This is a genomic window from Enterocloster lavalensis (genome assembly GCF_046603895.1).
Classification (GTDB): Bacteria; Bacillota; Clostridia; order Lachnospirales; family Lachnospiraceae; genus Enterocloster; species Enterocloster lavalensis.
This window is the reverse complement of record NZ_CP176637.1, coordinates 5,084,114-5,109,309: the sequence shown is the minus strand read 5'-3', so window position 1 is coordinate 5,109,309 and position 25,196 is coordinate 5,084,114. Positions and strand designations below refer to the sequence as shown.

At 50.5% G+C, this 25,196-nt stretch carries 36 protein-coding genes and 1 pseudogene; all 37 read right to left on the bottom strand.

Going from position 1 to position 25,196, the window contains the following annotated elements; all coding sequences use genetic code 11:
- Positions 1–5 precede the first annotated feature (5 nt).
- The 37 genes and pseudogenes from ACK2JC_RS22925 to ACK2JC_RS22745 all read right to left on the bottom strand — a co-directional run bounded on the left by ACK2JC_RS22925 (position 6) and on the right by ACK2JC_RS22745 (position 25,128).
- Entirely contained in the window at positions 6–1,334 is a 1,329-nt protein-coding gene (locus tag ACK2JC_RS22925) for a phage tail sheath family protein (protein ID WP_368272018.1), read from the bottom strand.
- Position 1,335: 1 nt separating this feature from the next.
- Complete coding sequence (locus ACK2JC_RS22920; protein WP_368272019.1) at positions 1,336–1,773, bottom strand: DUF6838 family protein; 438 nt, start codon at positions 1,771–1,773, stop codon at positions 1,336–1,338.
- Positions 1,766–2,374 (bottom strand): HK97 gp10 family phage protein, encoded by a 609-nt coding sequence (locus ACK2JC_RS22915; RefSeq protein WP_368272020.1) that lies wholly within the window; start codon positions 2,372–2,374, stop codon positions 1,766–1,768. The genes ACK2JC_RS22920 and ACK2JC_RS22915 overlap by 8 nt, the downstream gene beginning before the upstream one ends.
- The gene (locus ACK2JC_RS22910) at positions 2,374–2,766 is read right to left on the bottom strand and encodes a hypothetical protein (protein ID WP_368272021.1); all 393 of its coding nucleotides are present in this window, start codon (positions 2,764–2,766) and stop codon (positions 2,374–2,376) included. The genes ACK2JC_RS22915 and ACK2JC_RS22910 overlap by 1 nt, the downstream gene beginning before the upstream one ends.
- A complete protein-coding gene (locus ACK2JC_RS22905) occupies positions 2,760–3,098 on the bottom strand; it encodes a hypothetical protein (protein WP_368272022.1) in 339 nt (112 codons plus the stop codon). Before ACK2JC_RS22905 ends, ACK2JC_RS22910 begins: the two co-directional genes overlap by 7 nt.
- Before the next feature lie 4 nt (positions 3,099–3,102).
- On the bottom strand, positions 3,103–4,224 hold the full coding sequence (locus tag ACK2JC_RS22900; protein ID WP_368272023.1) for a phage coat protein: 1,122 nt from the start codon (positions 4,222–4,224) through the stop codon (positions 3,103–3,105).
- 21 nt (positions 4,225–4,245) lie between these two features.
- Positions 4,246–4,836, bottom strand: a complete 591-nt coding sequence (locus ACK2JC_RS22895) for a phage scaffolding protein (protein ID WP_368272024.1) — start codon at positions 4,834–4,836, stop codon at positions 4,246–4,248.
- Positions 4,837–4,963: 127 nt separating this feature from the next.
- Positions 4,964–5,242 carry a hypothetical protein gene (locus tag ACK2JC_RS22890; RefSeq protein ID WP_368272025.1) on the bottom strand — a complete coding sequence of 93 codons (279 nt, stop codon included), beginning with the start codon at positions 5,240–5,242 and terminating at the stop codon, positions 4,964–4,966.
- 4 nt (positions 5,243–5,246) lie between these two features.
- Positions 5,247–6,599, bottom strand: coding sequence for a minor capsid protein (locus tag ACK2JC_RS22885; RefSeq protein WP_411337866.1), 1,353 nt, complete (start codon positions 6,597–6,599; stop codon positions 5,247–5,249).
- A 220-nt stretch (positions 6,600–6,819) separates the two neighbouring features.
- Complete coding sequence (locus ACK2JC_RS22880) at positions 6,820–8,358, bottom strand: phage portal protein (RefSeq protein WP_368272027.1); 1,539 nt, start codon at positions 8,356–8,358, stop codon at positions 6,820–6,822.
- A gap of 493 nt (positions 8,359–8,851) precedes the next feature.
- Positions 8,852–10,249 carry a phage terminase large subunit gene (terL, locus tag ACK2JC_RS22875; protein WP_368272028.1) on the bottom strand — a complete coding sequence of 466 codons (1,398 nt, stop codon included), beginning with the start codon at positions 10,247–10,249 and terminating at the stop codon, positions 8,852–8,854.
- Positions 10,239–10,772 carry a terminase small subunit gene (locus tag ACK2JC_RS22870; RefSeq protein WP_368272029.1) on the bottom strand — a complete coding sequence of 178 codons (534 nt, stop codon included), beginning with the start codon at positions 10,770–10,772 and terminating at the stop codon, positions 10,239–10,241. Before ACK2JC_RS22870 ends, terL begins: the two co-directional genes overlap by 11 nt.
- 166 nt (positions 10,773–10,938) lie before the next feature.
- On the bottom strand, positions 10,939–11,367 hold the full coding sequence (locus ACK2JC_RS22865) for a hypothetical protein (protein WP_411337865.1): 429 nt from the start codon (positions 11,365–11,367) through the stop codon (positions 10,939–10,941).
- A 13-nt stretch (positions 11,368–11,380) separates the two neighbouring features.
- Positions 11,381–12,427: a tyrosine-type recombinase/integrase gene (locus ACK2JC_RS22860; protein ID WP_368272775.1), complete on the bottom strand. Its 1,047-nt coding sequence runs from the start codon at positions 12,425–12,427 to the stop codon at positions 11,381–11,383.
- 482 nt (positions 12,428–12,909) lie between these two features.
- Positions 12,910–13,194, bottom strand: a pseudogene (locus tag ACK2JC_RS22855) (hypothetical protein); the annotation flags it as partial.
- A gap of 41 nt (positions 13,195–13,235) precedes the next feature.
- Positions 13,236–13,430, bottom strand: a complete 195-nt coding sequence (locus ACK2JC_RS22850; protein WP_368272732.1) for a hypothetical protein — start codon at positions 13,428–13,430, stop codon at positions 13,236–13,238.
- A 21-nt stretch (positions 13,431–13,451) separates the two neighbouring features.
- Positions 13,452–13,616 (bottom strand): hypothetical protein, encoded by a 165-nt coding sequence (locus tag ACK2JC_RS22845; RefSeq protein ID WP_368272731.1) that lies wholly within the window; start codon positions 13,614–13,616, stop codon positions 13,452–13,454.
- Between the two features lie 19 nt (positions 13,617–13,635).
- The gene (locus ACK2JC_RS22840) at positions 13,636–14,433 is read right to left on the bottom strand and encodes a DNA adenine methylase (protein ID WP_368272730.1); all 798 of its coding nucleotides are present in this window, start codon (positions 14,431–14,433) and stop codon (positions 13,636–13,638) included.
- A gap of 31 nt (positions 14,434–14,464) precedes the next feature.
- Positions 14,465–15,283 (bottom strand): DNA adenine methylase, encoded by an 819-nt coding sequence (locus tag ACK2JC_RS22835; protein ID WP_368272729.1) that lies wholly within the window; start codon positions 15,281–15,283, stop codon positions 14,465–14,467.
- Positions 15,280–15,561 carry a hypothetical protein gene (locus ACK2JC_RS22830; RefSeq protein ID WP_368272728.1) on the bottom strand — a complete coding sequence of 94 codons (282 nt, stop codon included), beginning with the start codon at positions 15,559–15,561 and terminating at the stop codon, positions 15,280–15,282. Before ACK2JC_RS22830 ends, ACK2JC_RS22835 begins: the two co-directional genes overlap by 4 nt.
- Positions 15,558–15,791 (bottom strand): hypothetical protein, encoded by a 234-nt coding sequence (locus ACK2JC_RS22825; protein WP_368274777.1) that lies wholly within the window; start codon positions 15,789–15,791, stop codon positions 15,558–15,560. Before ACK2JC_RS22825 ends, ACK2JC_RS22830 begins: the two co-directional genes overlap by 4 nt.
- Positions 15,788–17,167: a DEAD/DEAH box helicase gene (locus ACK2JC_RS22820; RefSeq protein WP_368274778.1), complete on the bottom strand. Its 1,380-nt coding sequence runs from the start codon at positions 17,165–17,167 to the stop codon at positions 15,788–15,790. Before ACK2JC_RS22820 ends, ACK2JC_RS22825 begins: the two co-directional genes overlap by 4 nt.
- A 4-nt stretch (positions 17,168–17,171) precedes the next feature.
- Positions 17,172–17,594: a hypothetical protein gene (locus ACK2JC_RS22815; protein ID WP_368271981.1), complete on the bottom strand. Its 423-nt coding sequence runs from the start codon at positions 17,592–17,594 to the stop codon at positions 17,172–17,174.
- 14 nt (positions 17,595–17,608) lie between these two features.
- Positions 17,609–17,989: a hypothetical protein gene (locus ACK2JC_RS22810; RefSeq protein WP_368271979.1), complete on the bottom strand. Its 381-nt coding sequence runs from the start codon at positions 17,987–17,989 to the stop codon at positions 17,609–17,611.
- Between the two features lie 288 nt (positions 17,990–18,277).
- A complete protein-coding gene (locus ACK2JC_RS22805) occupies positions 18,278–20,203 on the bottom strand; it encodes a DUF927 domain-containing protein (protein ID WP_368271977.1) in 1,926 nt (641 codons plus the stop codon).
- Positions 20,133–20,753: a CHC2 zinc finger domain-containing protein gene (locus ACK2JC_RS22800; protein ID WP_368271975.1), complete on the bottom strand. Its 621-nt coding sequence runs from the start codon at positions 20,751–20,753 to the stop codon at positions 20,133–20,135. Before ACK2JC_RS22800 ends, ACK2JC_RS22805 begins: the two co-directional genes overlap by 71 nt.
- A complete protein-coding gene (locus ACK2JC_RS22795; RefSeq protein WP_368271973.1) occupies positions 20,731–21,354 on the bottom strand; it encodes a hypothetical protein in 624 nt (207 codons plus the stop codon). The genes ACK2JC_RS22800 and ACK2JC_RS22795 overlap by 23 nt, the downstream gene beginning before the upstream one ends.
- Positions 21,347–22,006: an AAA family ATPase gene (locus tag ACK2JC_RS22790; RefSeq protein ID WP_320976999.1), complete on the bottom strand. Its 660-nt coding sequence runs from the start codon at positions 22,004–22,006 to the stop codon at positions 21,347–21,349. The genes ACK2JC_RS22795 and ACK2JC_RS22790 overlap by 8 nt, the downstream gene beginning before the upstream one ends.
- A 10-nt stretch (positions 22,007–22,016) precedes the next feature.
- Positions 22,017–22,691, bottom strand: a complete 675-nt coding sequence (locus tag ACK2JC_RS22785) for a hypothetical protein (protein ID WP_368271971.1) — start codon at positions 22,689–22,691, stop codon at positions 22,017–22,019.
- Positions 22,609–22,875: a hypothetical protein gene (locus ACK2JC_RS22780; protein ID WP_368271969.1), complete on the bottom strand. Its 267-nt coding sequence runs from the start codon at positions 22,873–22,875 to the stop codon at positions 22,609–22,611. The genes ACK2JC_RS22785 and ACK2JC_RS22780 overlap by 83 nt, the downstream gene beginning before the upstream one ends.
- Positions 22,875–23,369 carry a siphovirus Gp157 family protein gene (locus tag ACK2JC_RS22775; protein ID WP_320976996.1) on the bottom strand — a complete coding sequence of 165 codons (495 nt, stop codon included), beginning with the start codon at positions 23,367–23,369 and terminating at the stop codon, positions 22,875–22,877. The genes ACK2JC_RS22780 and ACK2JC_RS22775 overlap by 1 nt, the downstream gene beginning before the upstream one ends.
- Positions 23,370–23,461: 92 nt before the next feature.
- A complete protein-coding gene (locus ACK2JC_RS22770) occupies positions 23,462–23,647 on the bottom strand; it encodes a hypothetical protein (RefSeq protein WP_368271967.1) in 186 nt (61 codons plus the stop codon).
- 16 nt (positions 23,648–23,663) lie between these two features.
- Positions 23,664–23,852 carry a hypothetical protein gene (locus tag ACK2JC_RS22765; protein WP_368271965.1) on the bottom strand — a complete coding sequence of 63 codons (189 nt, stop codon included), beginning with the start codon at positions 23,850–23,852 and terminating at the stop codon, positions 23,664–23,666.
- Positions 23,853–23,862: 10 nt separating this feature from the next.
- Complete coding sequence (locus ACK2JC_RS22760; RefSeq protein ID WP_368271963.1) at positions 23,863–24,105, bottom strand: hypothetical protein; 243 nt, start codon at positions 24,103–24,105, stop codon at positions 23,863–23,865.
- Positions 24,106–24,116: 11 nt separating this feature from the next.
- Complete coding sequence (locus tag ACK2JC_RS22755) at positions 24,117–24,305, bottom strand: hypothetical protein (protein WP_368271961.1); 189 nt, start codon at positions 24,303–24,305, stop codon at positions 24,117–24,119.
- Entirely contained in the window at positions 24,286–24,528 is a 243-nt protein-coding gene (locus ACK2JC_RS22750) for a hypothetical protein (protein ID WP_368271959.1), read from the bottom strand. Before ACK2JC_RS22750 ends, ACK2JC_RS22755 begins: the two co-directional genes overlap by 20 nt.
- A 90-nt stretch (positions 24,529–24,618) precedes the next feature.
- Entirely contained in the window at positions 24,619–25,128 is a 510-nt protein-coding gene (locus tag ACK2JC_RS22745; RefSeq protein ID WP_368271957.1) for a Rha family transcriptional regulator, read from the bottom strand.
- Positions 25,129–25,196: the final 68 nt, after the last annotated feature.

The window sequence follows — 25,196 nt, the reverse complement described above, 5'->3', positions numbered from 1 at the left end:
CCTTTCTACTGCACGACCACAGTCATATAAAGCTGTGCCATCGCACTGATCGGCGTCACCGGGCAGCTGGCGACGATGGACTTCTTGCCCTCTCCCTTGGCGATCACGATGTCGTCCGCTTTGAAATTCTCAATGGCCCGGATCTTCTCCAGCTCCCGGTAATACGTCACCACATCGTTCCAAAAGCTCACGCGCCCGGCCTCATCGTTTGGGATCTTGCCCAGATACTTGTTCCCGAACAGGGCCGCAACATCATTGCCAATCTGGTCCAGCACACGCATGGTCTGATTGCTGGAAAAGTCCTTGCCCTTCTCCTCCGTATAGGTCACCAGCGTGTTGATATCCTCCAGAACGCGGGTCTCATCGCCAACCCGGTGCAGGATGAATCTGCCACCCTTAATCGCCTCTTCAAGCGCCTTCTGGGTATAGGCTGTATCAACTTTGAATTCACCGTTGTAGGTCTTGTTGGTATTGGAGGCGTTGACCGCGCAGCCGGCAATCGCTCCTGTTACCCAGTATACCAGCGAACAGGCGTCGGTACTCAGCGGCGCCCCACTGTCCTCAGCTGCCGCGCTTCCTGCCAGACAATTCTCCAAAGACACAATACCCTCATAATCCGCCGCATACCGAAACAGCACTGTCTGGAATTTGATTCCCATCTCATCCCGCATGCTTTTCGTAAAGTCGGCAAACTGCTTTTTCACAGCCTCGTCATCCGACACCAACCCCAGCGCGTGGAAGGAATAGCTCTGGATCTGGTCCAGGAACTTCTGATAATCTGCTTCCGCCGGCTTCCCGTTGGTTCCGCCTGTCAAAGGAACTCCTGCGGTGGCCTGCAAAGCCGTCTCTCTCTTAAACGTCACATAGGCATTGTCCACCAAACCCGCCGCCTCGGATACCTCCTGGACATCCATTTCATTTCCATCTAACAGCGTTTTGACCGTGTAACGCTCCCCCGTCTGGCTGATCACCAGGCGCAGATCATTTCCCCGCACCCCCGCATGACGGGCCGTCGCATAATCGCAGGCCGCCCGAATCCCGCCGCCATTGACCCGGCAGCCGTACAGGGTCCGCGCATTTTTGAACAGATCGCGAATCCCCTTCAGCTTATCGTGATGATACGCATAACCAAACAGCTCCAGGCTGCGCTCCGGCAGATCCGAGCCATTCAGGGTGAATACTTCACCATCCGGGCCCCAGTCCATTTCCAGGGGCATAGCCACATAGCCGCGTTCCGACAGGATCGCCGCCGCCCGCGCAGCGGATACAAAGTTGATGTATGCTCCGGGCAAAACCTTATTTCGCTCTGTAAAACTTCCGCCTCCAAGTGCCATTTCATTTCACCATTCCTTTCTCAATCTCAATCGTTTCCATTGTCGTTTCCTCCTGCCTTGACTTAACCACGAACATGCCATAACTGACCAGAAATGTCAGCAAACGCTCATCCAGATCAGGCCGAATACTCCGGCCGGTTCCCCGCAGCCGACTGCCATCCGCCAGGGTAATGTACTCCATACCATCCATCAAAATTTCAGCCGTCCGGTTCATTTCCCGCAGGGTTTGCGGCGTTTCTTTGGGAAGGTATTGGATGACAAAACCGGTTTCGCGGTAATATCGGCAGCCGATCATAGGCTTCTCTGTAGGCTCCAGAATCTGCACAAAAAAACAGGGTTCCGTCAATCCCTGCTTTACCGGATCTGTATATATTTCATAGTCATCGCCAAACAGCTCATTCAGCCTGCGGGTAACGGCGTCCAGAATATCGTTATACATTGAATACCCCTTTCAGATACTGCGTCAGCTTCTTCTCCAAAATGGATGGGGCCTGGGACTGAAGCTGTTGTTCTGATATGGTCAACATAAAATGACCTTTCACCCACCCTTTGTGATTTGCCGTACGATGACCATATTCTACATAAGACGCATAGTCAACAGGGTTTGCAATTTCTATAACATAGGTATCACCAAAATGATGAACTATTAAGGTGTTTACATAATCAGATATTCCTCTTGATTTTAATCCCTCCGCGCCGGAACCATTGGACTGTGCCGTCCATCCGCGACGTAGTGTCCCTCCATTCAATCCTTTATCCACCCTAAAGCTTACCTGCTTGACTTTGGCTTTTGCAGTGAAACTAACATGTTTTCCATCTTTCGTATTAAATTCAACTTTCCTTGGCGGTAGATGTGCTGTAAACCTCACAGGATTTGAGTGTTCCCCCACCGGCGTCCGCTTGATAACCTTGGTCAACAGCCTGGCCGCCAGCTCCTTGGCGCAAGCTTCACAAAATCGGTCACGGTCACGCTCCATCTGCTCAATCTGCTTCTGCAGCTTCTCAATTTCCCTAAAATCAAAGCTCCCGCTCTTACCCATCACGCATACCCCCGCCACAGCTCCAGCAGTATCTCCTGGTGCGAAGAATAGACCGCTGCCTTTCCGCTCTGTCCGTAGCTCTCTGTTTTCCCCTGCTGGCTCACCTCAATCCGGCAGCCAGGCGGGATCATCCGCTCCGGCGCCAGGAACAGCTTGATGGTCTGTGCTGCTGTTGTAATCGTACCACTCTCCATCGCCGGTGTGACACTGGAGTACGATAAGCGGCAGGGGACGCCGTCCTGAACCAGCGCCTCCACCTGCCGCGTCACCTTTGTCTCCGGGTCCTTTTCAGACCTCATCTCATAAATCCCACACCTGCCATCGTAGAAGGCCTCCACAGCCTCCCTGTGCATTTTCCTGGCCTGCCTGACGACTTGTTTTACCATTACCATCTCATCCTCCTGTACCGGTTCAGCTGCCCCTGGTAGTCCTTCAGGCTTCCTCCCGCCAGGGCGTCCCCCGCGCTGGTAAAGCTGGTGGAGGTGTCGCCCTCAGAGATAGCGGCCACAGCCAGCGGCGCCTCCATCTCTCCCGGCCGGTCGCACCGGTACAAATCAATCGTCATGCGGTAAGCCGTACAGGTCAGCCCTTCCGGCAGCTCATCCAGGTTGCAATAGTTCAGGATTGTCTCCCTCACATCATCCATGGCAAACTGCAGGGGGATATCCTGGGAAGTGTCCGCCTCAGGAATCCCCAGCAGCGCCTTTATCTTCCCCAGCTCCATCCGCTTATCCCCTGGAAATGATCCTGGCAATGGGAATTGCCTTGTGATCGATCACCTTCAGACCCGCGCCGCTGCCGCCGTTGTTCACCAGCGTCCAGTTCTCGCCGTTGGCCAGCTCCTCATTGGTCGGGGAAAGGGTGGACTGGCGTTTCTTTGTGTAGGAGATCCCATACGGCGCATAGCAGGCCCGGTCCCGGGTATACAGGGTCGTCTCGCCGCCGTTGGTTTTCGGATCGCGCTGCATTTCATTGGGAACCTCCGCGCCGATCTTCTCAAAATCGATGGCGCCGTCACCCAGCACGTAGGTGGTAAACTTGTCATAGGCCGCTGCCGCCGGCACATAACCTTCCTGGCCAACGGTTCCGCTCTCTTCCACCGCGTCCACATGCTCTACCGGCATGGAATCATCTACAATCACAGCCCGGCCATTCCAGGTGCCAATGGCCAGATCACGCTGAATCCCGTCCGCGTCCGTGTACTTCATGTAGGAGAGCAGGCGCATGTTCTCCAAGTTGGTCGCCACGGTGGAATGCATGATGGCAATGGTGAATTTGGATTTGTTGTCGCCGGAGGCTTTCTGGATCGCCGTATTCAGCGTAGTCGGCCCCACGCAGCTTAAAGGATTCCCGTCCTTATCCTCGCCGGCCACGGCCGTGATGTCGCAGGTATGTCCATTGACAAATTCCAGGTTCTTGGCCCCGGTCATGGCGAAGATGCCCTTCAGCACCGCCAGAAGCACATCCTGGTACACATCGTCCCACCAGCCGGACACCTGTGCCGCCACATTGTCCATGAAATCCGTGCCGCCGGTAATGTCGGTGGAAAAATCATCCTCCGTCCATGCCTTGGACCGGCCCCACACCACCATGCTGCGCTCGAAGGTAGTCGTTCTCTCAGAAGTGATATCCGTCTTACCATCATAATTGAGCGGTGCTCCTTCCAGCAGTCCCTTCATCGGCAAAGTCGCATAGGCCGTGCCGGTCTGGCTGCTGAACGCCTGGCGGATCTGCTCATTTCCCTTCAGCGCTCTGGACTTGATCAGCTCGTTCCGCTTGGTTTTCGGAATCCGGTCCACATATTTGCCAAATGCCTCCGGGTTGAATGTTTTCTCATTAAATTTTGCCATGTCTTATCTCATCCTTTCTTTTTACTCAATCGTTGCACCTGGATTGGCCTCCAGGTATTTGCACATCTCACTGTAAGTCATCTCTGAAGGCTTCTTGTCCGCCGGCGGGGTTCCTCTCCCCTCAGCCGGCTTCCCGCCCTTAATCTGCTGCGGTGCCTTCTCTTCCTTGAACAGAAACGCCTTTTCCTTTTTAATTGCCTTCAGCTGATCCTCCAGGCCGGTTACCTGCCCATCCTCCGAGAGAATCAGCTTCGCCTTATCAAACAGGCCCGCAACCAAATCTGCATCGTGGGCGCTGTTCCCCAACGCCATTTTGATCGCCGCGGAGAGCTTAAGATCCTTCAAGTCCGCCTCGTACTTCTCTTTCGCGGTCTTATTTTCTGCCTGAAGAGTCACAATCTGCTGCTTCATAGCTTCCACGTCTCCGGTGGCATTTTTCAGCTGCTCCAGCTGACCGTCCCGCTCCTGAACCTGCGTATTCGCTGCCTCCAGCTGCTGCTTAAGCGCCTCATAATCCGCCTTGGCTGCATTCACGTCGTTCCCGTTTTCTGCCATGATCTTGTCAATGGCCTCTTTCTCCAGTCCCAAATCCTCTAAAAATTTACGCTTCATCTTACCTCTCCTCTACGATTTTTTACGCGGTATCACCGCATGATTTCAGGTTAAGCCGACTGTTTTACGCCTGATCGGGCTGGCAAATGGGTATAAAAATACCACCGGCCATTGCTGACTGGTGGTATCAATCCTTTATAACATATTCCGAAGGTACTTTGACAGGTTTTGATTCATAGTATAAATCATAATTTTCAATTTCCGATATGGAGAAATCCTCACATTGTCCCGTCTCTTTATCTATAGCAACTGGACAATTTCCATATTCAACAACACCCTCTTCAAATATTCTCCCTATGAAAATCCAACGATCTCCCGAATCGAATATCTCACAGAGCCCATCCTTATAATCCCTTTTTACAAATATGTTTCTTGCCAAATCGCAAGCTTTCATAAAATCCATCATAAAATCACTCTTTTCTACACGCTGTCGATCCTAAATCATTAATCTCCAACATATCTATTCGACAATAACGAACCTCATTTTCCGTAACCCTGTTGAATATATTTTCATTATACTCTTTGCCAGTCTGCACGTCAAGAAAGAACGTTTTTCCATCACGCTGTTCAGCAACAAAAGAGTGCCCCATATTCGAAGTGACATTCCAAGCAGTCCCGGTACCTCTCCTTGGATTCCAAATAACGGATATTTGAGCTCTTGATCCATCACCCCATTTCTTCATATCTTCTTTTATTCCCTCTAGGGCATTCTCATTTTTACCAATCGTCCTTATATCAGGATTCTTCCATGCGCTGAAAGGTTCACGTTGCAGCTTCTTAATTGGCTCTCCTGCTACTACTGCATACCCGCGTCTGCGCATTTCATAAGCAACTGTACAGTTTACACAATTTTCTTTGGATCCGGATGGATTCACATTTACACTGTCGCTTACCTCCGTAAGTTTCTCCCAGGTCTTTGGCACTCCTTCATATAACACCCTGCCTTTTTGTCCAGCGGATTCTTTTACATACTTCTTTTCCCACTCCCGATACTTCATATCCGCCGGCACATAATGCGTTTTCCCGTCCTCTCCCCTGGCCGCCCGCTGATCCTCCGCTGTAAACTCATCCTCGAAATATGGCGCTGTGGTAGTCCGGCAGTTAGGATGGAACGGCGGCGCTGTCACCCCCACCTCATAATCCTTCTGTGCAAACACTTTTCCATCCATATCCCGGCAGATTTCCGAAGTATGGCTGTCCAGCGTGGCCACAATCTCATACTGCTCCACTCCCAGTTCCTTCAGGCAGTCCTGTTTCGCCGCGGAAGCGATGGCTGCGGATTCCGTCATCACCAAACGCCCGGCCTGGCTGCGGCTCACATCCATAGTCCTGGCCAAGCTGTCAATCGCCTTCTGAGGGGAAGCCCCGCGGATGATATTCTGGGACAACTCCGTATGCAGGGTATTTACCAGCTTCTGCTTGTTGCTCCAGATCCGGTCTGAAAACGCCGCGCCGTCCTGGGCCCAGGGTTTGCGGATCACCATATCAATCCGCTTGTCATCCAGCCGCGCCAGATTGCTTCCCACACCGGTCCCTTTGGCAATCTCATAGGCAGAATGGTAATAATTATCCGCATAGGACTTGTGGAGAAAATCTGTCATGCCGCCTTCGTATTCCGTTGAAAGCAGTTCTGCATGCTGCTGAATTTGAAGTTTCATCGCGTCCAGATAGGAAATGTGGTGCCGGGCTGAGGCATTTTCCAGCTGCTTCATCCAGCGCTGGTCAACGGCATTTTCCTCTCCGGCTTTTATGTACTGCTCCACTGTCCAGTGAAACTCCTTCAGATCGTTCTTTTTCAGCAGCCGCTTGGCTCCGGCCAGACTGATATCATTGTTGTCAGCCAGACGCTGATACCATCGGCCAATGTCCATCTGAATGTCATTGGAAGCCCTGCGGAATTGCTCCTGCAAGTCTTGGTAGTAGGCCGCGCTGCGCCGGTACTGCTCATCCTCCAGCTGCTCGAACCGTTTGTGCCAATAGTCTTTATTCCCTTGGTTTGCCTTCGCCACCTGCCTCACCACCTTCCAGGCCCGGCTCCTGCTTCTTCATCTGTCCGAAAGCCTGCTGATATGGGTCCATCTGTTCCATTTTTTTCTGTTCCTCCTCTTCCAAAAGCTTCATCGTCGCCTCCACATCGTCCACCCAGGGATGTTTCTGCAGAATCAGCTTGGTGGGAAGGAAGCCCACAGACTTCATGCAGTTGTCGATCAGCTCCGTCTCATTCACCAGAATGTTCCGGTTGAAGGTGATATCCACCTCTTCCTGCTCGTAGTCCCCCTGGCCGGTGCTACCCAGATACTGGTCCACGAACCACAGCAGATCCTCAAAGGCCGCTTGGTATTCCGTCTCCATCTCCTGGGCGTCCAGCTCAATGTCCTGGTAAATGGTCTGGATGTGCATTTGATTGGCGTCGCCAGTCAGCCGTGCGTCCTTGGCATCATAGGTCTTGCAATTCTCGATCAGGGCCTGCTTGAATATCTCCAGAATAACTCTGTAATTCTCTGCATTGACCTCCACCGTCAGCGCCCGCACATCGCCACCGGCACCGCTGCCGTCGTTGCGCACCTTGACTGCTCCATACTGGCTCAGGTTCCGCCGAAACTCCCCCAGGTTCTGCCCATCGTAATTGACTATGATCAGAATCGTGTTTCGGGCGTCCTCGCACATGTTGTTTTCAAAGGTGCTGACCATCAGGTTGATCCCGTCCTGGAGGCCCTTGCAGCACTTGATCAGCGGGATCTCATGTGCATTGCGCTTGAACGGAATCAGCGGTACGCGCTCCCAGTTGTAAGGTATCTCCTTATGTTGGCCATCGGGATCATGCTGTTCGACCAGGTAATGAGCCCCGGATGGGTGCAGCATATCAGGAATCAGGTTCCCGCCGTCCAGCTGATAGCGGTCCACACCATTGCTGGAATACAGCTCGAAGAACTCAAAGGTCTTTTCCGTTTCCCCTTCATATCCATCCAGCTGGTACAACCGGCCAAAGCAGTCCAGCTCTGTGTGCTCCTCATCCGCCCAGAAGGGGATGATTTCATAGTTGTTGAACCGTTTAAATTGCAGCTGGCCCTGCTCATTGTAGTAGGGGTACAGATAGCCAATCCCGCCGCTGATGGAATCACCGGCCACGCGCTTCAAGGTTCGCAGGAATCGCTTGTCCATGATGTCTTTGAGAGCGGATGTATATTGGTCATTTTGAGTAGTGACCGTAAACGGCTTTGACAGCAGGTAATTCTTTTTCTGATCAACAGCCTTTTGATACTGATTGTCCACGATCCGATTGTCCGGCAGGTTCTTTACCGGCTCCAGCTCCCCCTTCTCGTTAATCGCGGTCCGGGGCGTGTGCAGGATATCGTGATCTCCCTGATAATAGCGATCCGCCAGGATCATGTCCCTGCGGATGGGGGATTGCTTCCATTTCTGGATTTCCTTCTCCAGAAAACGGATATCATTCATTCGGGTCCTTGCCCCAGCGTTTACAATGGCGTTAATACGCCGGGTCTCGCTGCCGTAATCTATCATCCTTATCACCTTCTTTCGTTGCTTAATTGTGCTCATAGTCTTATACTTTATAGAAAATACCAATGAAAGGAGTTATCATATGTCCCATCATTTTCATCAAACAGTTACTGGCCATTGTCCATTCCTCAATGAAGAGCGAAGTCTTGAAGTGGTGTATTCTGAAATCCCTATTCTAAATGAGGAAAAGTCCACATACAAAATTTCCGGCTATGATTGTGACGACTATGAAGAATGTCCTGAGCGATACTGTCCAATCGCCCAGGAACACGCAACCCTTTAGTCTTTTTGAGGCCGGCAATCAATTTTCACACCTGAGCGTTCGGCCAAAACGCAAAAATTAACAGGCGGGCAGGAATTACATGTCGTAACCCGATCACAACGGGTACATGGGATCTGCTCGCCTGCTATCCTTCTACTTTGAAAATCCTGGTACAGACAAGACAGCCAATGAGCCGTACACTGCCACATTTCCATTTCATCCATTAAATTCTCCTCACTCAAAGCTAAATGCTGCTCCGGCGCCAATCTTCTCGACAATGCCTGTAGTTGCGTCCGGGGCGTCGTCGTTCTTGTTCTTGCCTTCACGCTGGTATTTGATCATCGCATTGTGATACTCGGGCCAACGGTTCTTCCAATCCTCCGGGTAATATACGTGCTGCATTACCCAGGCGGAGTGGGAATAGATCCGGGCCTGCTTGTTCTTAGACTGTGTGAACCAACGGATCACCGTGTGGTTGCTTCTCAGAACTTCCCGCAGGATTCGTTCCACGCTGCGGGCAAAACCGCGGCCGCCGTTGTTGGACTCGATGTCCGACACATTTACATGCCCTGCATGCAGCATTTTGGCTGTTGCCGGTTCTGTGACCTCCATGGGCTCTTTTGTATAGAGCACATCCAGCACGTAAGCCTCGTTGGCAAATGTCACGCCGTAATTGATACTGCAAAGGTAATCCTCGCCAGTGTCCGCGGTATCTGTGTAATTGCGGATCTCTTTAAACTGCGGCAGCTGCCCGCTGTAGGTTTTAAAGCTGGTATAGAGCCGGCCTTTAAGGTCGATGGGCTCCTGCTGGTAGTTGGCCGAAGCAATATCCGTCCCCATGGCTTTGATCTTGGCCTGGTAGGACTGATAGGATAAAACCTCCGGGCAGAGCATTTCATGGGTTTTGGGATCCAGCAATGCCTTCATGCTGATGTGGCGGATACGCGCTCCGGCCTCCCTGAAATGTTCCAGGGCCCGGCCAGCCAAATCATCACTGGCCCATCTGGTCATGATAATAATGATCTTGCCGCCTTCCTCCAGGCGGGACAGCATGGTGTCTGTAAACCAGTTCCAGTGTTTCTCCTTGGTCAGCTCGTTATTGGCCTCCTCAGCATTCTTGATGAGGTCATCGATAATGAGCAGCGTAGCACCAAAGCCGGTGGCTGTGCCGGTCGGGGACATGGCCAGGTAGTTGTTGTAGCCGCCCTCCAGACTCCAGAGGTTCATGGCGCCATCGCCGCGCTTAATTATCACTCCGGGGAAGATATCGGAAAACACAATCCGATCCCGGTCCGCCTTCTCCTCCTGGATATCATTGCGGACGTTCTTGGAGAACATGGTGGATAGGGTCTCGTTGTAGGAACCTGTCATAATCTTCTGTGCCCGGTCATTTCCAAGCACCCATTCAACCAGAAGGCCCGCGGTGCGGCTCTTGCCATGCCTCGGCGGCTCATTGACCACCATAACTTCATCGTCCGACAGGATAAAGTCCTGAAATTCGTTACACAGGTCAACCAGATACCGTCTGTCCTCTTTGTAGAAATCCGGCGCTTTCAAATGGCAATAAAAAAAGAACTCGCGCCGTGCAAGCTCTATCTGTGCTCCTCTAATTAATGTCTCTCTATCCACCATGGATCAGCTTCCTCAGTTCCTCCGTGGTCAAGCCGGCGTAGGGATTGTTTGTCTCTACCTGGCCGGATACCTGTACTTTATCGTTCCACATGCCCAGATGGCGGCCGATCAGCTCCAGGGCCTTGCCCTTATCGTTTAGCTTGATCTCGATTCCGTTTGCTCCCTCCTTGATCCCCGCAATAGCCCCCAGTTTATCGCGGGGCATATCGGCGGTGGATTTAACTTTGACAGCAGCGCTGTTACCGCGACCCTCGATGGTTACAAAATCCGTCACGTCTGCAAAGCCAATCTTGGCTAACTCCTGCAGCACGCGGTCCTGGGTGATCTCGGTACGCTGTTCCCGGTCCTTCATTCGTTTTTCGATGTAGGCTGCAACCTTAACATTTCTTAACAATCTGGCCCCTGCGGCAGCAGCCGTTTCTTCGCTCTTCACCCGTGGATACGCCACCTTGTAAGCCCTGGTGGCATTGAGATCGATTAGGTATTCATTGGCAAATATTTTCTGTTTTGACGTCAGTGCCATCAGGCTCACCTCACCTTCCAATCTTGGCTATCTTCTTCCGATAGAGGAGGCCCCGCCGGTCTAAGTTTCACCCGGCGGAGAATGCAAAATGGGTAGCAAAAAGGGTCCGCCATATCCGGTGGACCCAATTCACTGCCTATAGTATAGCAGAACCACATAGTCGCATTCAATCGCATGTTTTAAAATTTTTCAAAGCTCGTGCATGAATCTTGTGAAGATGTTGCCAGCTATAGTCCATCTTCTCACAAATTGCCGTCCAACGCATTCCCCGCAGATACCGATATGTAAGCAGCAGCTTCTCCCGCTCATCCTCCAGAGCCTCGATACAATTCCGCACCCTCTCGAATGCACATATCCGCCGGTACCGCGCCGCCACAATCTCTCGCTCCAGCCCGTCCACCTTGGCGGCATAACTGGACAAGTCTGTGGCATTGTGGGCATGTGGCAGGCCGTCCCCAATCTCACAGCCGGGTGACATCTTGCCGATCCGCAGCTCTGCAAGCTGCTCCTCCAGTCTGGTCACGTCTCTCTTGGCCAGCTGGTAGCTCATCAGAAACTCTTTTTTCTGTTCGTTCTCCGTTTTAACTTCCTGCAATGCAATATCCTCCTTACCCTGATACAAATTTTCGATGTGCCTCCCTTGCCTTATTGCGGCTATAATTTCCATAGTTGTCTTTCGTAGTATTGAGATTAGCATGTCCCACCAGGTCTGCCACCAATGTCAACGGGACATCTTTTTCGAGAAGATCCGTCACGAACTGTCGGCGCCACTTATGCGGGTTGATTGCAACTCCTGCCAGTCGATCATCCATGTCCCATATCTCCCGCAGAATCAGCCTTACGCCATCATCTGTCAACCTTCTAGGTGTATAGCGTCCTCCCACGAACAGCGCCGGATTATCGTCTGTGCGGCTCTCCAGGTACTCTTTAAGATGTACTGCAGCATCACCGCTAAAATACACCGGCCGCTCCTTACGTCCCTTGCCATAGACAATGCACTGGCGATCCTGGAAATCAATATCTGTCCGATCCAATGCCACCATTTCAGATATACGCACACCGGTTCTGTGCAAGAAATCCACAATAGCTATGCTGCGTGGACCGTGCCGCATGGCTGCGTCCTTGATCATTGTAATCTGTTCGTCACTGAACACCTCCTTGACACGGTGTTCCACCTTGTTGTCCTTGATCCGTAGCATGGGGTTGCGCTCTATGTATTCCTCCTCTGTCAACCACGTGAACAGTCCCCGCAGCATACGGGTCTTGTTGTTGATCGTCACATCCTTATTCTTGCGAACCAGCTTGCAATGCGCCAGATACCCCCGGATGTCCCCCGTAGTAATGTCCGGAATCGCCTTATTAATAGTCCCGAAAAATGTCGTGTACTCCTGGCGGTACGACTCCACCGTCTTTTCCGTACAACCTCGAATCACCATCGTGGCCAGGAACAGCCGCACCCATTCCGCGCTGTTATCCAACTGAGTGGATAATGCCGTCTCTTCCACGTACATCCGCATATGGCACAAGGTCATATACAGCACCTGCTGGGCCTCATTCATGCGTTCCTGTTCACTCTTTGCTTCAGCAGCGATCACTTGTGCCAACCCATACATGATTGTCGTTACAACTTCATCAACTCTTACCTGTTCTGCCATCTCTATATCCTCCTCTTGCATTCTCTGCCTGAGTCAGATATAATAGACCCAGGCTATACTTTAAGCGGCGGAATCATCTTGGCGGGTGACCGCCGCTTTCCATTGGTTCTGAACATACGTTCTTTCCCTTCGTTTTTATTTGCCGGGGTGGTCCCCCGGCTTTTTTATCGGCTCATACGCGGCGCATAAGAAGCACCTGCGGTATATCTTGCCTCGTGTGTTTTTCTCCCCATTACACCGGCCACAGCCGTTCTCGTGGTAGCATGTGCGCCTCTTACGGTTCATTTGTGCACCCTCTTTGTTTTATCATCCCTCACATTTTTCAAGTTGATGAACCCTATATTTACGTGACCGCATTTAGGGCAAAAATGATATGGGAGGCCAATGGTTTTTTCTTCCCATCCACATTCGTTGCAAAAAGTCAGAAATTTATCTTTACTTTTGTCCATAGATTCCTTTCTCCTGGCCGGAAAATGTCGGTTTACTGGCTCATAACTATCCTCGAAAATATCCGGCTTGCAGGGATATAGTTCGCCCTTGATCCCCTTAATCACATAATCGCCAACGCTCACATGATGCGTCCCTTCCAGTGTGTCAATAAACAACTCACACGGCGGATCGTCCAGTTTCAATGCTCCGTAATGCATGATACCTTTCTCATATGCTTCTACCGCCCATCCAGGCACATAATATTTTCCGTCAGTTCCTTTTAAATCTCCATCATACTGAAATGCCTCTATTACTACTGGCTTTTTCTGATATTTCATAATCCTGCTTTCTCCAACACTTCACAGTTGGCAGCTAAATGTCAGTTTTCCTGAATATATGTCACTTGCTCAAACTCTAACCCACGACCATCAACAGACCCATCAAATGGCAGAATAGTTGTTCCACTTTCAACCATGTGCCTCGCTTTCTGGATTGCTTCATCCTTCGTTTGTGCCATTATTCCCGACACTGAAAAACCAACTCCATACGACATTTCAATATCCCACTTTTTCATATAGTTCCTTTCCTTAAAATGCTAAATCTCTTTATGAAATTCTTTGATGGTATCAAGCGGAATATAATGATGTCCGGCACCTGCCCCAAAGCGGATATAGTATACAAGGCACCCGTCTTTAACGGCACAATCATCCACACTTTTCTGTTCTTTCTTTCCGTCTCTGTATTCGATATTTAAATACATTTCGATCCTTCCCCAAATGCTAATTTTGTGGAAAAAGCTCTGTCTGACCTATTTCGTAATTCATCCACAGCGTTTCCACTCTGGCCAGACCGTTCTCAGCCTGTGTATTTCTCTGCACCTTATTCCAACCCGGAAGCATCTCGTTGTATAAGTCATTATCATATCCAGAAAGAAGCACTTTCCCCGGATGGCAGAATAACGCAATCAACAGTTTGATATGTTCACCGTCATCCATCTCGTGCTTATACAAATATCCTTTTCGAGTCCCATGCAAATACGGCGGATCGGCGTAAATAAATACATCCTTAGTATCATATCTGCTAATCAACTCTAATGCCGGCAGGTTTTCAATCTGTGCATTCAGGAGACGATTCCCGGCCTCCACTATCACTTCCGGGAATTTTCTCCATGCCTTCGTTGTCCACGGACTTGTTCTTTGCTGGCTACTACGAAAACCGTTTTTATACCGATTCGCACAGCCAAATCCCATCCAGCAACGAACTGCAAACCGCCTTGCTTTTTCGATGTCTGTAATTCCCTCCTGTGACTCATACGCTTTCTCATATTCATCCCGGCTATATGGTGTCTGTGCAAGCAATTCTGCCAGCTCCTCGGGATGTTCTCTAACCACCTTAAAATAATTAACCACATTTCCATCCAGATCATTCAGTGTTTCAATTCTGGCTGGAGTCTTATTAAAGAAAATGGCTCCGCTACCGAAATATGGTTCTAAATACACCTCATGCGGCGGTATGTACTCACAAATCCAGTGGGCTATACGGTTCTTCGCTCCCGGATACTTTAAAACACATTTCATATTTCATCTCTCCTAAATAACGATTTCCCAATCAATCTGTGTACGCCAACATATCTCCCAGGCAGATCTGCTTGTCAGGCTCATAATTCATCCAGAGTGTTTCCACCCGAGGCAAATTGTGCTGCGCTCTGGCTCCAATCTGTGCTTTATGCCATCCTGACAGATATTCCTCATACAGAGGGCACTCATATCCCGACAGCATAACCTTAGCCCGGCTCTCACACAATGCCTCTAACAATTCCCGATGATCCTGATCTGACATCTCATGCCGATACTGTTTTCGTCCACGGGTTGATAACACATAGGGCGGATCTGCATAGATCAGAACATTCGAGTGGCTGAAGGCTTTGATAAGTTCCAATGCTGGCCGGTGCTCTATCTGTACCTGCTTCAGACGTTCCGCCATCTCTGCCAATGCCGCCGGCAGTTCGTTCCAGTAGCGGACCGCGTAAGCGGCCTCCCGGCCATACACATCCTTCTTCCATCCACATTTCTCCGACAATCGAAAACCATGGCTCTGTAATGACCTGATTGCAAAGTATGCAGCCCACTCCACTGGTGTTCTTGATGGATTCGTGAAGGACTCCTCATATACAGATCGGGCATAGGGCGTATAATCAAGCCATGCACACAGTTGCGCCCGGCTTTCTGCCTCTTGTATCACTCGAAAGAAATTGACCACCTCATCATCCAGATCATTGACCGTCTCTATCGGCGCCGGACACTTTTCAAATAACACAGCACCGCCACCGAAAAATGGTTCCAAGTAGCTGTGATGAGGCGGCATGTGCTGAATAATCCATGGTGCAATCCTCTTCTTGCTGCCGGGATAGTGCAATGGAATATTCATGATTGATATCCCTCCATCCTCTTCTCCAGCGCAGACACCCGCGGCGCATAATAATGCGTCAGCCCGCCATATGCTCCCGCAGGCACAGCCACCACCGCCCGGTCCCATTTGAGGTAGACGTCCACCTCAAACTTGACATGGCTCTTCTTAGTTCCCGCCGGTACCCACCCCAGAGCACTTTCGCCCGGTGGCACAACCGCAATCACCTTCCCGGTCTTACTTGTCCAGCTGCCTTGCGCCTGGCTCTCCCAGGTCACAGTATCGCCTACGTTAATCATCGTGTCTCCTCCTCTAACTGTGCAAATACTGCCAACATAACCCGTCCGCACACTGGCGCACCGTCATACTTCTTCATGATATCCGCAAAGTCCTTGGTTGCCTCCTGCCAGGCCCCCGGTTCCATCGGGCGGCCGTGGTATTTTAGGTAGAACCGGTAAGAATCGGACCACACACCTTTTACCAGGTCAGCATTCTCCTTGTCTCTCTGCTCTTGACCATAAGTGCTCATAGAATGCACCTCGCTTTCCTGTAATGCGACCGCCGGCGTTTCCACTGGTTTTCGCAGAATTGGATATCGTCTACATAGTCATAGCAGACAGCCTCCTCCTTACCATCATACACCCTGGCAATCCGGCCAATGCTCTGCGTCACCACGGAGTAATCCTTCTTTGGCGTGACCATATACAACCGATCCAGACGCGGAATATCCAGTCCTTCCTTTGCCAGTGCATAGCTGGCAAACAGATAATGTTTCCGGCCAGCGCGCATATCCTCTATGGCCTGTTCCCGCGCTGCCCTTGCCCGTTTGCTGGTCATGCTGCCGTCAATCATGGCCGATAACGCTCTCAGCTTGTCCGGAAGCAATTCCCGCAGCACTCGAAGATGTTCCAGGCGATCTGACAATACCAGATTATAATGATCACTGTTGTGGACCAGATCGGCGCTGATCAGCTCATTACGTTTCCGGTTCCCGGCCAGGTATGAGAGCAGTGAACTGTATACCAGCGTTCCATCCGTATCCAAACAGCTTCTGTCCGTCAGTACACCAGTGTCTCTCCGCAGAATCCTCACCTGCATGGTTTTATCCTTAACCGCCTCATCTGGAACCTGATAGGCAATATCCCCAAGGATCGCAAAGGTGGTCTTGATCAATCCATCCGACCGCCTCACCGTAGCGGATAGACCATACTTATACCGCGCGGCCAGGCTGCTGATCACCCGATAAAACATCGTGACCTGAGTCGGTGTACCCGCTACCCGGTGGCACTCATCTACGATCACCACATCCCATGTGTACTTGTACTGAGTGAGGTCCAACTTACTGAGGGTCTGGACCGTCGCAAAGGTGATGTGGCTGCCAATACTAACACGCCCTTCGGTGATAGTCCCCAGCTGCTCCGCCGGGAAATATTGCCCTGCTCGCTCAAATGATTGGGTGAGCAGATCCTTGGTATGCGTTACCCATAGCGCTTTCCGCCGCAGGCAGGCGGCCAGGGAAATCCCCATCTGCGTTTTCCCGGATCCACATGGGCTCTGGAGTATCCCGCAGCCATAAGAAGCCATTGCTTCCACAGCCGGCGCCTGATAATCGTACAGCGGCACGGATCCAGAATACTCTATCTGACCATTATCCGCCAGATCCGTTGTCACCTGGGAGTCGCCCAGAAACTGCCGCAGGTGCTTTCCCACTCCGCAAGGGACATAGATCACAGCTCCGTCCACCCGATACAGATATATGTACTGTGGTGTATTACCCAGCCACATGCCGCGGCGTTGGCGCAGTTGATATTCCGGATTCATAAATACCAGATTGTCCCGGCAGTATTGCACCACTTCTGGCGTTGCTTCACGGATCTGGATCTCATTGCTAATTATCAACTCCATCCGATCACCTCCAGTTGTCCTTGCGGTCCTGTTCTTCCATCCATTGCTGGAATCTCTCACCATGAACGGCGCACCCCATCCGGTCCAGTCGTTTCAAGCCGTCATTCTGCAATGCCTTGATCTGCCAATAATCCACCAGATAGATATCACCGCCCGGGAAACGGATCGCAAATTTGCCCCGGCTGTTTCCTGTCATTTCAAACAGGTGCATCGCGTTATACTGGTTCTCCTCCATCCTGCTGAGCTGGAAATAATCGTTTTGACAATCCTTACAGTCGAACAGATAGGTGCGGCCGGCCCGCGCTGCAATCACATCACACGGCTGCCCATTCTTATTGTCCTGAAACAGGTGCACCCAGAACCAGTTATCTGCCAGGAGACCGGCAAACTCTTTTTCAAACCTGGTTCCTGCTGATTTATTGTTCATGTTCTCCCACCTCCTCAAAATAACAGTGCCCCGCCAGAATCCTGAACCTCATCCTCGGCAAGCTTTGCCTGACAAATTTCCTTTTCCCTTAGATACGTTCCCATCATCTTGTGAAGCAGCAATTTGTTTTCTGTTCCCTCCCTCATATGCTGTGTAGCGATTTCCAGCAGCTCTTCAATGGTCACAAACTGAATCTGAACTTCTTCAAAATATCCGGGGGATCCAATAAACTGCATCGTCTGTTCTCCATCATATTTTTTTGTTCCCTCGCAGCATTGGATGTTCAAATACTGTATCCCACCGCTCTGTTCATCCACGTACAAGACATCATGACTGTTGGTGCCTACGATATGTTCATAATCTCCATCTTTTACCTTAATGATTGGTATTCTCATTCCTGATCTTCCTCCAGTCTAACCTTTTCCCGGAAATGTCTACCCCGAATCTAACCTGAAAAATGCCTGCAAACCCTATAAATACATAGGGGTCTAACCATCTACCCTAAAACAGAAGAACATATACGAACTTTTTAGCAACAAAAATTACATACGCAAAATTCCCTATATGTATATATTTTTAGGTTAGACTAGTTAGACGGTTAGACCATATATTAAAAAGCCTTATTTTACGCGGCTTTCAGGGTCTAACCTTGGGTCTAACCTTTTTTTCGAAGGTTAGACTTTTCAGTCAAACGGCAGGGTCATCTGGCCGTCATCTTCCATCTCATCGACATCCATGAATCCGTCCGCATCTCCGTCTGTCAGCATGTTCAGTTTTATATAATTCGCTTTAATTCCGTAAACTTTCGTATTATGGATATATTTCCCTTGGGAATTTCTTCGAAGCCGGTCCTTTGCAGCCCATTTTTTACAGAGAGCCGTATAATCATATCCTTCTTGTTCCAGGAATCTGCTCAGCACATCTTTATTAATGATTGCCACTGGCGGCTCCTCCGGACGGTCTTCCTCTATGAGAATTTTCCCCCATACCTCCCCTTTATTTAGAGAGTTATCGTCTTTCGGATCGAGGAATCGTACCGGATTTCTAGCGATCCAGTTTAACACTGTCTGGTAGGCACGCTCCGCTACATCCACCTCGTTAGCGCTTTTTAAATATTCTTTCACATTTTCAATGGTTAATGGTTTTTCATCCGTAAATATCTGTTCCACAAGAATGTGGTCAGCTACCAGGATACAGGCCATTGCCATCGCCTGCTTCTCCGTCGTATCCATCTGGCAGAGTTCTGAAAAATATCGTTCGTACTCTTCCTTTAGCTTCTGTTGGTCGGTACTCAGGAGATAATCGATCAACTTCTTTCCGGCGTGTCCATAATTTGATGTCAGAAACGTAACTGTCTGATTTCCGTTCTCTATGATTTTCTTCTCTGCTTCAATCTCTATTACACGGTTTTTGGACCCTGCCCTGCTGTTCGACTTCGTGATCGGTTCTTCCCCGCTGAACAGAAAACTATTATGCCAAGTCTTGGTCTCTTCCACACCTCCAGCTGCCTTCCCGCGCATACGGTCAACGCCCTCTGTAATACGGTATATCAGCTGGTCAAAATTCCCTTTATATTCCTTTTGTAGAGTCTGAAGCTCATCTCCGGCAAATGGCAGGGAATACAGAAATGCGGCATTCCGTATGATGCCAACTTTCGTTCCGTCCAGTGTCTTTACCAATGCTCCTATTTTAGGATTTCCCCATATGGACATAGCCGCCATAATTGCCACTGTCTTACCACTTCCAGACTCGCCTCCCCATATATGGAGAATGAAGGAGAGAATATTTAATGGCTCTATCAATACACTCCCAAGACTTGCACCAAAAGCCAGACGAACAATCTTCTCCTTGCGCAGATTGCTGCAATAATCCTTCCACAGTTTATAGTCCCCTTGCTCCCGCACGTTGTTGAAGAGAGAGCTGTAATCACTGTCACCATCATAGACAATATCCTGTGCATATGGCATGAACTCTCCGCCTGCCCATCCAAGGCGATTGACTGACTTTTTAGGGTTAAGTGTTAGCGGATTCAGCCCGACGCAATCCGATATGTACCGAACCATATTTTTTGCGTTGTCCGATGTGACCTCTATTCCAAACTGACTCAGGGCATCCACAATCTTATTTGCATTTGCGCACACACTTCGGTCAACGGTAATTGTCTGCCACGCCGCCGACTTGAAATATGCAAGCTTGATCCTCTCCTGTGCCGTATCTACATTTTTCAATATCTCGACCGGAAGGATTGGATGGCTGCATGCTTGGTAAGGCATCGGCATGGCGTTCTTGTCATACCGGATCGTCCTGACGCCAAGATCGTTTGCTGTCCATTCCCCACATATTAATTCCAGCGGCTGGTCCGTGAACCTGGTCTTCTGGCCAGTCTGTTTCTGCCGCTGGGCATAATCCAGCACGAAGGACTTATACAGATTATTGAACTCCGTCACCCGTTTTAACTGCCTGGCAGTATTCCGAAGAGACTCTATGTACTGGGTTCGCTCGATATTATCCTCTATCTCAAAAATCTGATAAAATATCTCATCTGGAAATGGTTCCGTCGGCTTCAATGCGGATATACCAGTCAGCAATTCGTCTTTCGACTTCTCCAATCTTTTTCACCGCCTTCTTGTCTGTAAATAGTTCTTCTGGACACTGCTCCAGACAATCAAGCAGATATTCCACATGGGTCAAACTCCCCAGCCCTTCCCAGAAATGCTCATTATGTTCACGGATCGCCTCACACAGCAGGCCGCGGTAGACCGTCAAATACATTTTCGATCGCCGTACAAAAGCCGCCAGCTCACGCCGCTGCCGCTGCGCCTTCTCCGCCTCCCGTTTCTCCCTGTATGTCGCCGGGATGTTAATGGGTATCCCAAAGGCCGCCGCCAACTCCCTGGCTGCCTCATAATTCCCCACGTCCTGGTACCGCGCAACGAACTTGATCTGGTCTCCACCAGAACCGCAGGAAAAACAATAGTAGCCTTTCCCATCCGGGTATATCTTCATGCTTGGCCGCTGATCCTGATGGAAGGGGCACAGACACAGCCCCTTCCGATTCACCTTCAGGCCATAGTATTCCGCGACCTGCTGCATGGATATCCCTTCTTTTACTTTGCGGTACAGCTCTGGATCATAATCACAGGAACGGTATGCCTTCATCCTCTACCCCATCCGGAATGTTCATGAACCCGTCACCCACACTGGGTTGAGGTGCCGCCTGCGCCTGGATGGGCCTTCCTGCCGCCCCCTCCGGCAGCAGTTCATCCTCCGGCACTTCCGCCTCAGCAAGCCCGGCCACGCTGCGGATCCTCCACAGCTCCGTTGTCATTGCGCGCTCTCCATTGTCCTTTTCATATTGCCGACGGCGGAAAATACCTCCGAATTTCTTATCGATGAGAGTCTTTTCATTTCCTTCCTTATCCCACTGAAACGTAATGTTATTGGAGCGCTCAATGGCCGTAATGACTCCTTTGAGCCATGGAGTCCCCTTGTCATCCATGTTCTGCTTGAAAACTCCTCGCCATTTTGCTTTCGGATTCGTTTCTTTTTCAGCCTTAAACTGCTTATCGTAAAAGTCCTTATACTCCCCTTCTGCAATATCATACAGGATCACAAATTTTCTCCACTTGTGCCCGTTCCGGTCCTCTTCTGTCACTTCTACAACCTGCCTGATCTTGCACACATACTTACCTTTCGGTAATGCCTGAAATTCCCCTGTATAAGCTGCAGCCTCATCATATCCCTGTGGTTTCTTAATCATTCTGTTTGTCCTCCTTTACATTCTTCGGATTCTGAATCCCGTAATATTCCCGGATGGTGCTGTCGACCATCAATAAGTCATTGTCAATTTCAAGTTCCGAAAACATTCCCATTGGCGACTTGCTTACCGCGCCGTTTGCCGACTGTGTGATAAACCGGTGATCCTCTCCATCCAGGACACAGCGCAGCACGATGGTGAACATGCCTTCGACACACACCTTTTCATCAAGCAGTTTTCCAATCGTTTTCGGCTTCACATCACCGCTGTCATCCTTATCCTCATGCATCATAAAATACACGATTCTATCCTCTGGCATTGACACTACAAACTGAATCAGGCTCCAGAACCGGTCCCCCAAATCATTGTAGAGAGAGAATACGCCATTCCCCTTACCTGCGTTACTATGACCACGCATGAACTGATTTGTAATAAGATATCCAGCATCATCAATGACCACAGATTTCTGCTGACAACCTTTCAATGCTGACATAATCTTGTTATAATCATCAGTCTGAACCGCCGGAATCCTGCCCTTAAAGGGAAGGGGCTTTTTCAAAACATTGATAAGCGCAAAATCTTTTCCTACACAATTCCTCATGCTCGTACTTTTCCCGGATCCACTCCGGCCAATAATCAATACTGGTACTGCCATGGCTTCCTCCTTAGTATGGGAGCGGTTCTTCCGCTGCTTCCTCTTCCAGGTCTGTCAGTTCCTCTTCTTCCTGATTGACATTCTCTGCAATCCAATCATCTTCAAAAAAGCTAATCCCATTCATGTGTGGAAACAGCACTTCTCGCGCCTTAGTCCCCGGCGATTCCGTATGTACCCAGTAAATGGTTGTCTCATTCTTAAAATACAGTACAGAATACAGCATACTGGGGCGCCCAGGCATTCCTTCGGCCGTATGATCCAGCTCACTGGCAGATATCACGTCGCATGAAAGCTTTCTTTCCGCTGTCAGAAATGCCAGATCACTGTGACGCTGAAATACAAGATATTCATGCGGCCACGCCATCAGGAACATCGGGGTAATCGCGGCAAAGTCTTTCGCCCGCTTCCAATCCTCATACGGATCCGGATAATCAATAACCGCTTCCTGGACCAGTTCCTTGTCCGCGCCGATGGTATAGTGGTAGCATTCACCCGGTTCCGGCAGGTCCCCGATCAGCTCCATGATGGCCGCCTTGAATTTGTTGGACGCATACGGATGTTCTACATACGCACCCCAGCAATCCGAATACACAAGGTAATGATCATCTACGTTTCCCACAATCAGGCCGTGCTTCTTCAGGCTGGCCTTCATAATCTTCTTTAATTCTCCCGTTTTCAGAAACATATTTTTGCTCTCCTTTCGCATTTCGCTTCATGCTTTCGTCCATCCCGTTCCGTACCAGCGTCAGAACCATATCCATCTCTTCAAAAGACAGGTGCCAGGCTCCTGTGACCATGATCTTTACAATCCGGGCCGCCACATCCATCAATACCTGCATACGAAACGGGGTTATCTTCTCGCCATTCATCAGCGGATCCGCAGACTCTCGCCGCGCGGCTCCAGGTGCGCCCAATCCACTTCCTTTTCTGCCAGGAGCTTGCGCACCGCCTCATTGTTCACCGTCGGAGGCTGTGGAATCAGGAATCGGCCGGGGATGTCATCAATGGCGCCGTCAATCACCAGCGGCTCCACACCGCCGTTTTTCTGAATGTTGAAGCTGAACAAGGCCGTCTTGAACTTGGTCTTGCCAATCTCCCGCATATTGGCTTCCAGGTTGTCCTTCAGCCACTTCTGGCGATCCACCAGGCGTTTCCTGCGGGCATACAGCCGTTCCTCTTCTGCTTTCAGGGTTTCGATATCAGCCTCCATCCCAAAGATGATCTTGGCGTACCCGTCAGCCTTCTCCTCAATCACGCCCCACAGCCCTTCCATGGTATCCCGCAGGGTCTGTTCGTCCACCTCCGGATCATAGGCCATATCCTGAAGCGCCTGATACTGCTCGGTCAATTCGTATAATTTCATCTTGATTTCCTCCGTTCGCCTCCGTATAATGGAGGTGTAATAGTTATTTTGTTTTGCGAATCCCGGACGGCTCCACCCGTCTGGGGTTCTTTTCATTCAGCAACGCTCACAGTTTTTGATCTAATATCATAGACCAGCCGAAGAGTTGCTCCGGTCCTGTCTGTGAGTAAGCCTTCATTGCCATTCATCGTCAACTCGAAACAGCTCATTTCAAAGTTCTCCGTTTCAAGCCAGCTTCGGATCGCATACTCTGCAATGGTCTTGGCTCCTCTGATCATCGTTCCTCACCTCCTCTCAATCCGGTACCTGCTCAGTCGTCATGCTCAATACTCGCTGCTGCCCTGGGTATCCCGGCCCCAGATGGACATACAGCTCGCCAACCGCTAAATCAGGCTCGTACCGGCATAATGTCCTGGTGCGCTTCCCCCGCGTGCCGTCCGCATACTCGCGGATTACCTTGTATATGTACAGCGTATACATCATCTCACCTCTCTCACGCTGCCGCCGGCAACTCCGCCCGGATCCACATCTTCATGATCTCAACCGCCTCCCGGCAGCCCGCCTCAATCTCCTGGCCGATCCAACACCGCAGGCACAAGGCGTCATCTGTCTGCAGCTGGTCCAGATACTCCTCGTAATACCGCAGCTCTGTCATGTACTCGACCGCAGCGTCCAGGTTACTCACTGCAAGCCGCGTTGCTCTGGCTGCGATAGCTTCCATCTGTTCTCTCTTCATGATTTCCTCCCTCACACTACAATGATCCCGCCCCAGGTCAACGCCAGCAGCGTCCCAGACACCGCGAACAGCACCATGCACATCAGCGCCAACCGCTCCGCGCTTTCCTGGCCCCGCCGGGCTTCCCGCAGGCTGCCGCGCAGCCAGGTGTTCTCATCCTGCAGTTCGGCATATGCTGGATCATCCAATACCTTGATCACTGTAATCGCCTCCTCCTAACAACCTTCTGCCCGCCAGCTGCTCCAGCAACCAGATATCATCCAGCCGATATCTCCCCGGATGAACTTTTCGGTTTCGAAGCGTCCCCAACGGCATTCCGATTTTCTTTGCCAACCCTTCGTCGGTCAGGTTGTTTCGAACTTTTGCTTCATTGATGAGGATTTTCACCTCGTCCTCGCGCTGCTGATATGCGCTCTTTTTCATTGCGTGCTCCCTCCTTCCTACTATAGTTCCTGCATGGATACCGCCTGTCACGCTCAAGACACCAACAGCCGTGACGGCAGGTCCGGCAGGTCATCTCAAAAGCTCTGTCAGCGACAACTGCTCATAGTCAGGTACTTTTACAAAATCCGCCGGGAGCTGAATACCGAACTGCTCACATTCCAGTTTAAATGCCTCCGCAATTTTGTACGCCGGTGATCCCTGCTTGCGCATGATCCGCTCTGTCACCCGGCCCAGCTCTGCCACGCTGGAGGCAATCTGGGGATTGAGGGGACAGGGAAGCTTTCCGGATTCCATTTCATGGAAACGATTAATATACCGCGCCGTGAACTCTGTCCCCTTCTGTCCGGTCATCTTGTGGGCGATAAACTCGCAGCCTTTCTTTGTGACCAGGAAACATGGAAGCGTCTTGTTCTGCTCTGTTACATAGGTAGTTTCTTTGAAAAAATCGGAGAATCCAATTTTGGCTTCTCCTAGCTGAGAAATATAATTGCGGATATCACGCAACAATTTCCCATGGTCTTTGCCGCACCACTCTGCGGCCTCAATCGATGTGATGGTTGTTCTTGTTAAATCGTTCACTAAATCACTCCTTTTCTGTATTGATGTTTTCCTCCCCCTGCCCTATAATGTACTTACAGGCGTTGCAG

Coding starts and splice junctions, on each gene's coding strand:
- ACK2JC_RS22925 (WP_368272018.1), bottom strand. CDS start 1,334: ATGGCACTTGGAGGCGGAAGTTTTACAGAGCGAAATAAGGTTTTGCCC.
- ACK2JC_RS22920 (WP_368272019.1), bottom strand. CDS start 1,773: ATGTATAACGATATTCTGGACGCCGTTACCCGCAGGCTGAATGAGCTG.
- ACK2JC_RS22915 (WP_368272020.1), bottom strand. CDS start 2,374: ATGGGTAAGAGCGGGAGCTTTGATTTTAGGGAAATTGAGAAGCTGCAG.
- ACK2JC_RS22910 (WP_368272021.1), bottom strand. CDS start 2,766: ATGGTAATGGTAAAACAAGTCGTCAGGCAGGCCAGGAAAATGCACAGG.
- ACK2JC_RS22905 (WP_368272022.1), bottom strand. CDS start 3,098: ATGGAGCTGGGGAAGATAAAGGCGCTGCTGGGGATTCCTGAGGCGGAC.
- ACK2JC_RS22900 (WP_368272023.1), bottom strand. CDS start 4,224: ATGGCAAAATTTAATGAGAAAACATTCAACCCGGAGGCATTTGGCAAA.
- ACK2JC_RS22895 (WP_368272024.1), bottom strand. CDS start 4,836: ATGAAGCGTAAATTTTTAGAGGATTTGGGACTGGAGAAAGAGGCCATT.
- ACK2JC_RS22890 (WP_368272025.1), bottom strand. CDS start 5,242: ATGATGGATTTTATGAAAGCTTGCGATTTGGCAAGAAACATATTTGTA.
- ACK2JC_RS22880 (WP_368272027.1), bottom strand. CDS start 8,358: ATGATAGATTACGGCAGCGAGACCCGGCGTATTAACGCCATTGTAAAC.
- terL (WP_368272028.1), bottom strand. CDS start 10,249: ATGGTGGATAGAGAGACATTAATTAGAGGAGCACAGATAGAGCTTGCA.
- ACK2JC_RS22870 (WP_368272029.1), bottom strand. CDS start 10,772: ATGGCACTGACGTCAAAACAGAAAATATTTGCCAATGAATACCTAATC.
- ACK2JC_RS22860 (WP_368272775.1), bottom strand. CDS start 12,427: ATGGCAGAACAGGTAAGAGTTGATGAAGTTGTAACGACAATCATGTAT.
- ACK2JC_RS22850 (WP_368272732.1), bottom strand. CDS start 13,430: ATGAAAAAGTGGGATATTGAAATGTCGTATGGAGTTGGTTTTTCAGTG.
- ACK2JC_RS22845 (WP_368272731.1), bottom strand. CDS start 13,616: ATGTATTTAAATATCGAATACAGAGACGGAAAGAAAGAACAGAAAAGT.
- ACK2JC_RS22840 (WP_368272730.1), bottom strand. CDS start 14,433: ATGAAATGTGTTTTAAAGTATCCGGGAGCGAAGAACCGTATAGCCCAC.
- ACK2JC_RS22835 (WP_368272729.1), bottom strand. CDS start 15,283: ATGAATATTCCATTGCACTATCCCGGCAGCAAGAAGAGGATTGCACCA.
- ACK2JC_RS22830 (WP_368272728.1), bottom strand. CDS start 15,561: ATGATTAACGTAGGCGATACTGTGACCTGGGAGAGCCAGGCGCAAGGC.
- ACK2JC_RS22825 (WP_368274777.1), bottom strand. CDS start 15,791: ATGAGCACTTATGGTCAAGAGCAGAGAGACAAGGAGAATGCTGACCTG.
- ACK2JC_RS22820 (WP_368274778.1), bottom strand. CDS start 17,167: ATGGAGTTGATAATTAGCAATGAGATCCAGATCCGTGAAGCAACGCCA.
- ACK2JC_RS22815 (WP_368271981.1), bottom strand. CDS start 17,594: ATGAACAATAAATCAGCAGGAACCAGGTTTGAAAAAGAGTTTGCCGGT.
- ACK2JC_RS22810 (WP_368271979.1), bottom strand. CDS start 17,989: ATGAGAATACCAATCATTAAGGTAAAAGATGGAGATTATGAACATATC.
- ACK2JC_RS22800 (WP_368271975.1), bottom strand. CDS start 20,753: ATGAAGGCATACCGTTCCTGTGATTATGATCCAGAGCTGTACCGCAAA.
- ACK2JC_RS22795 (WP_368271973.1), bottom strand. CDS start 21,354: ATGATTAAGAAACCACAGGGATATGATGAGGCTGCAGCTTATACAGGG.
- ACK2JC_RS22790 (WP_320976999.1), bottom strand. CDS start 22,006: ATGGCAGTACCAGTATTGATTATTGGCCGGAGTGGATCCGGGAAAAGT.
- ACK2JC_RS22785 (WP_368271971.1), bottom strand. CDS start 22,691: ATGTTTCTGAAAACGGGAGAATTAAAGAAGATTATGAAGGCCAGCCTG.
- ACK2JC_RS22780 (WP_368271969.1), bottom strand. CDS start 22,875: ATGAATGGCGAGAAGATAACCCCGTTTCGTATGCAGGTATTGATGGAT.
- ACK2JC_RS22775 (WP_320976996.1), bottom strand. CDS start 23,369: ATGAAATTATACGAATTGACCGAGCAGTATCAGGCGCTTCAGGATATG.
- ACK2JC_RS22770 (WP_368271967.1), bottom strand. CDS start 23,647: ATGATCAGAGGAGCCAAGACCATTGCAGAGTATGCGATCCGAAGCTGG.
- ACK2JC_RS22765 (WP_368271965.1), bottom strand. CDS start 23,852: ATGATGTATACGCTGTACATATACAAGGTAATCCGCGAGTATGCGGAC.
- ACK2JC_RS22760 (WP_368271963.1), bottom strand. CDS start 24,105: ATGAAGAGAGAACAGATGGAAGCTATCGCAGCCAGAGCAACGCGGCTT.
- ACK2JC_RS22750 (WP_368271959.1), bottom strand. CDS start 24,528: ATGAAAAAGAGCGCATATCAGCAGCGCGAGGACGAGGTGAAAATCCTC.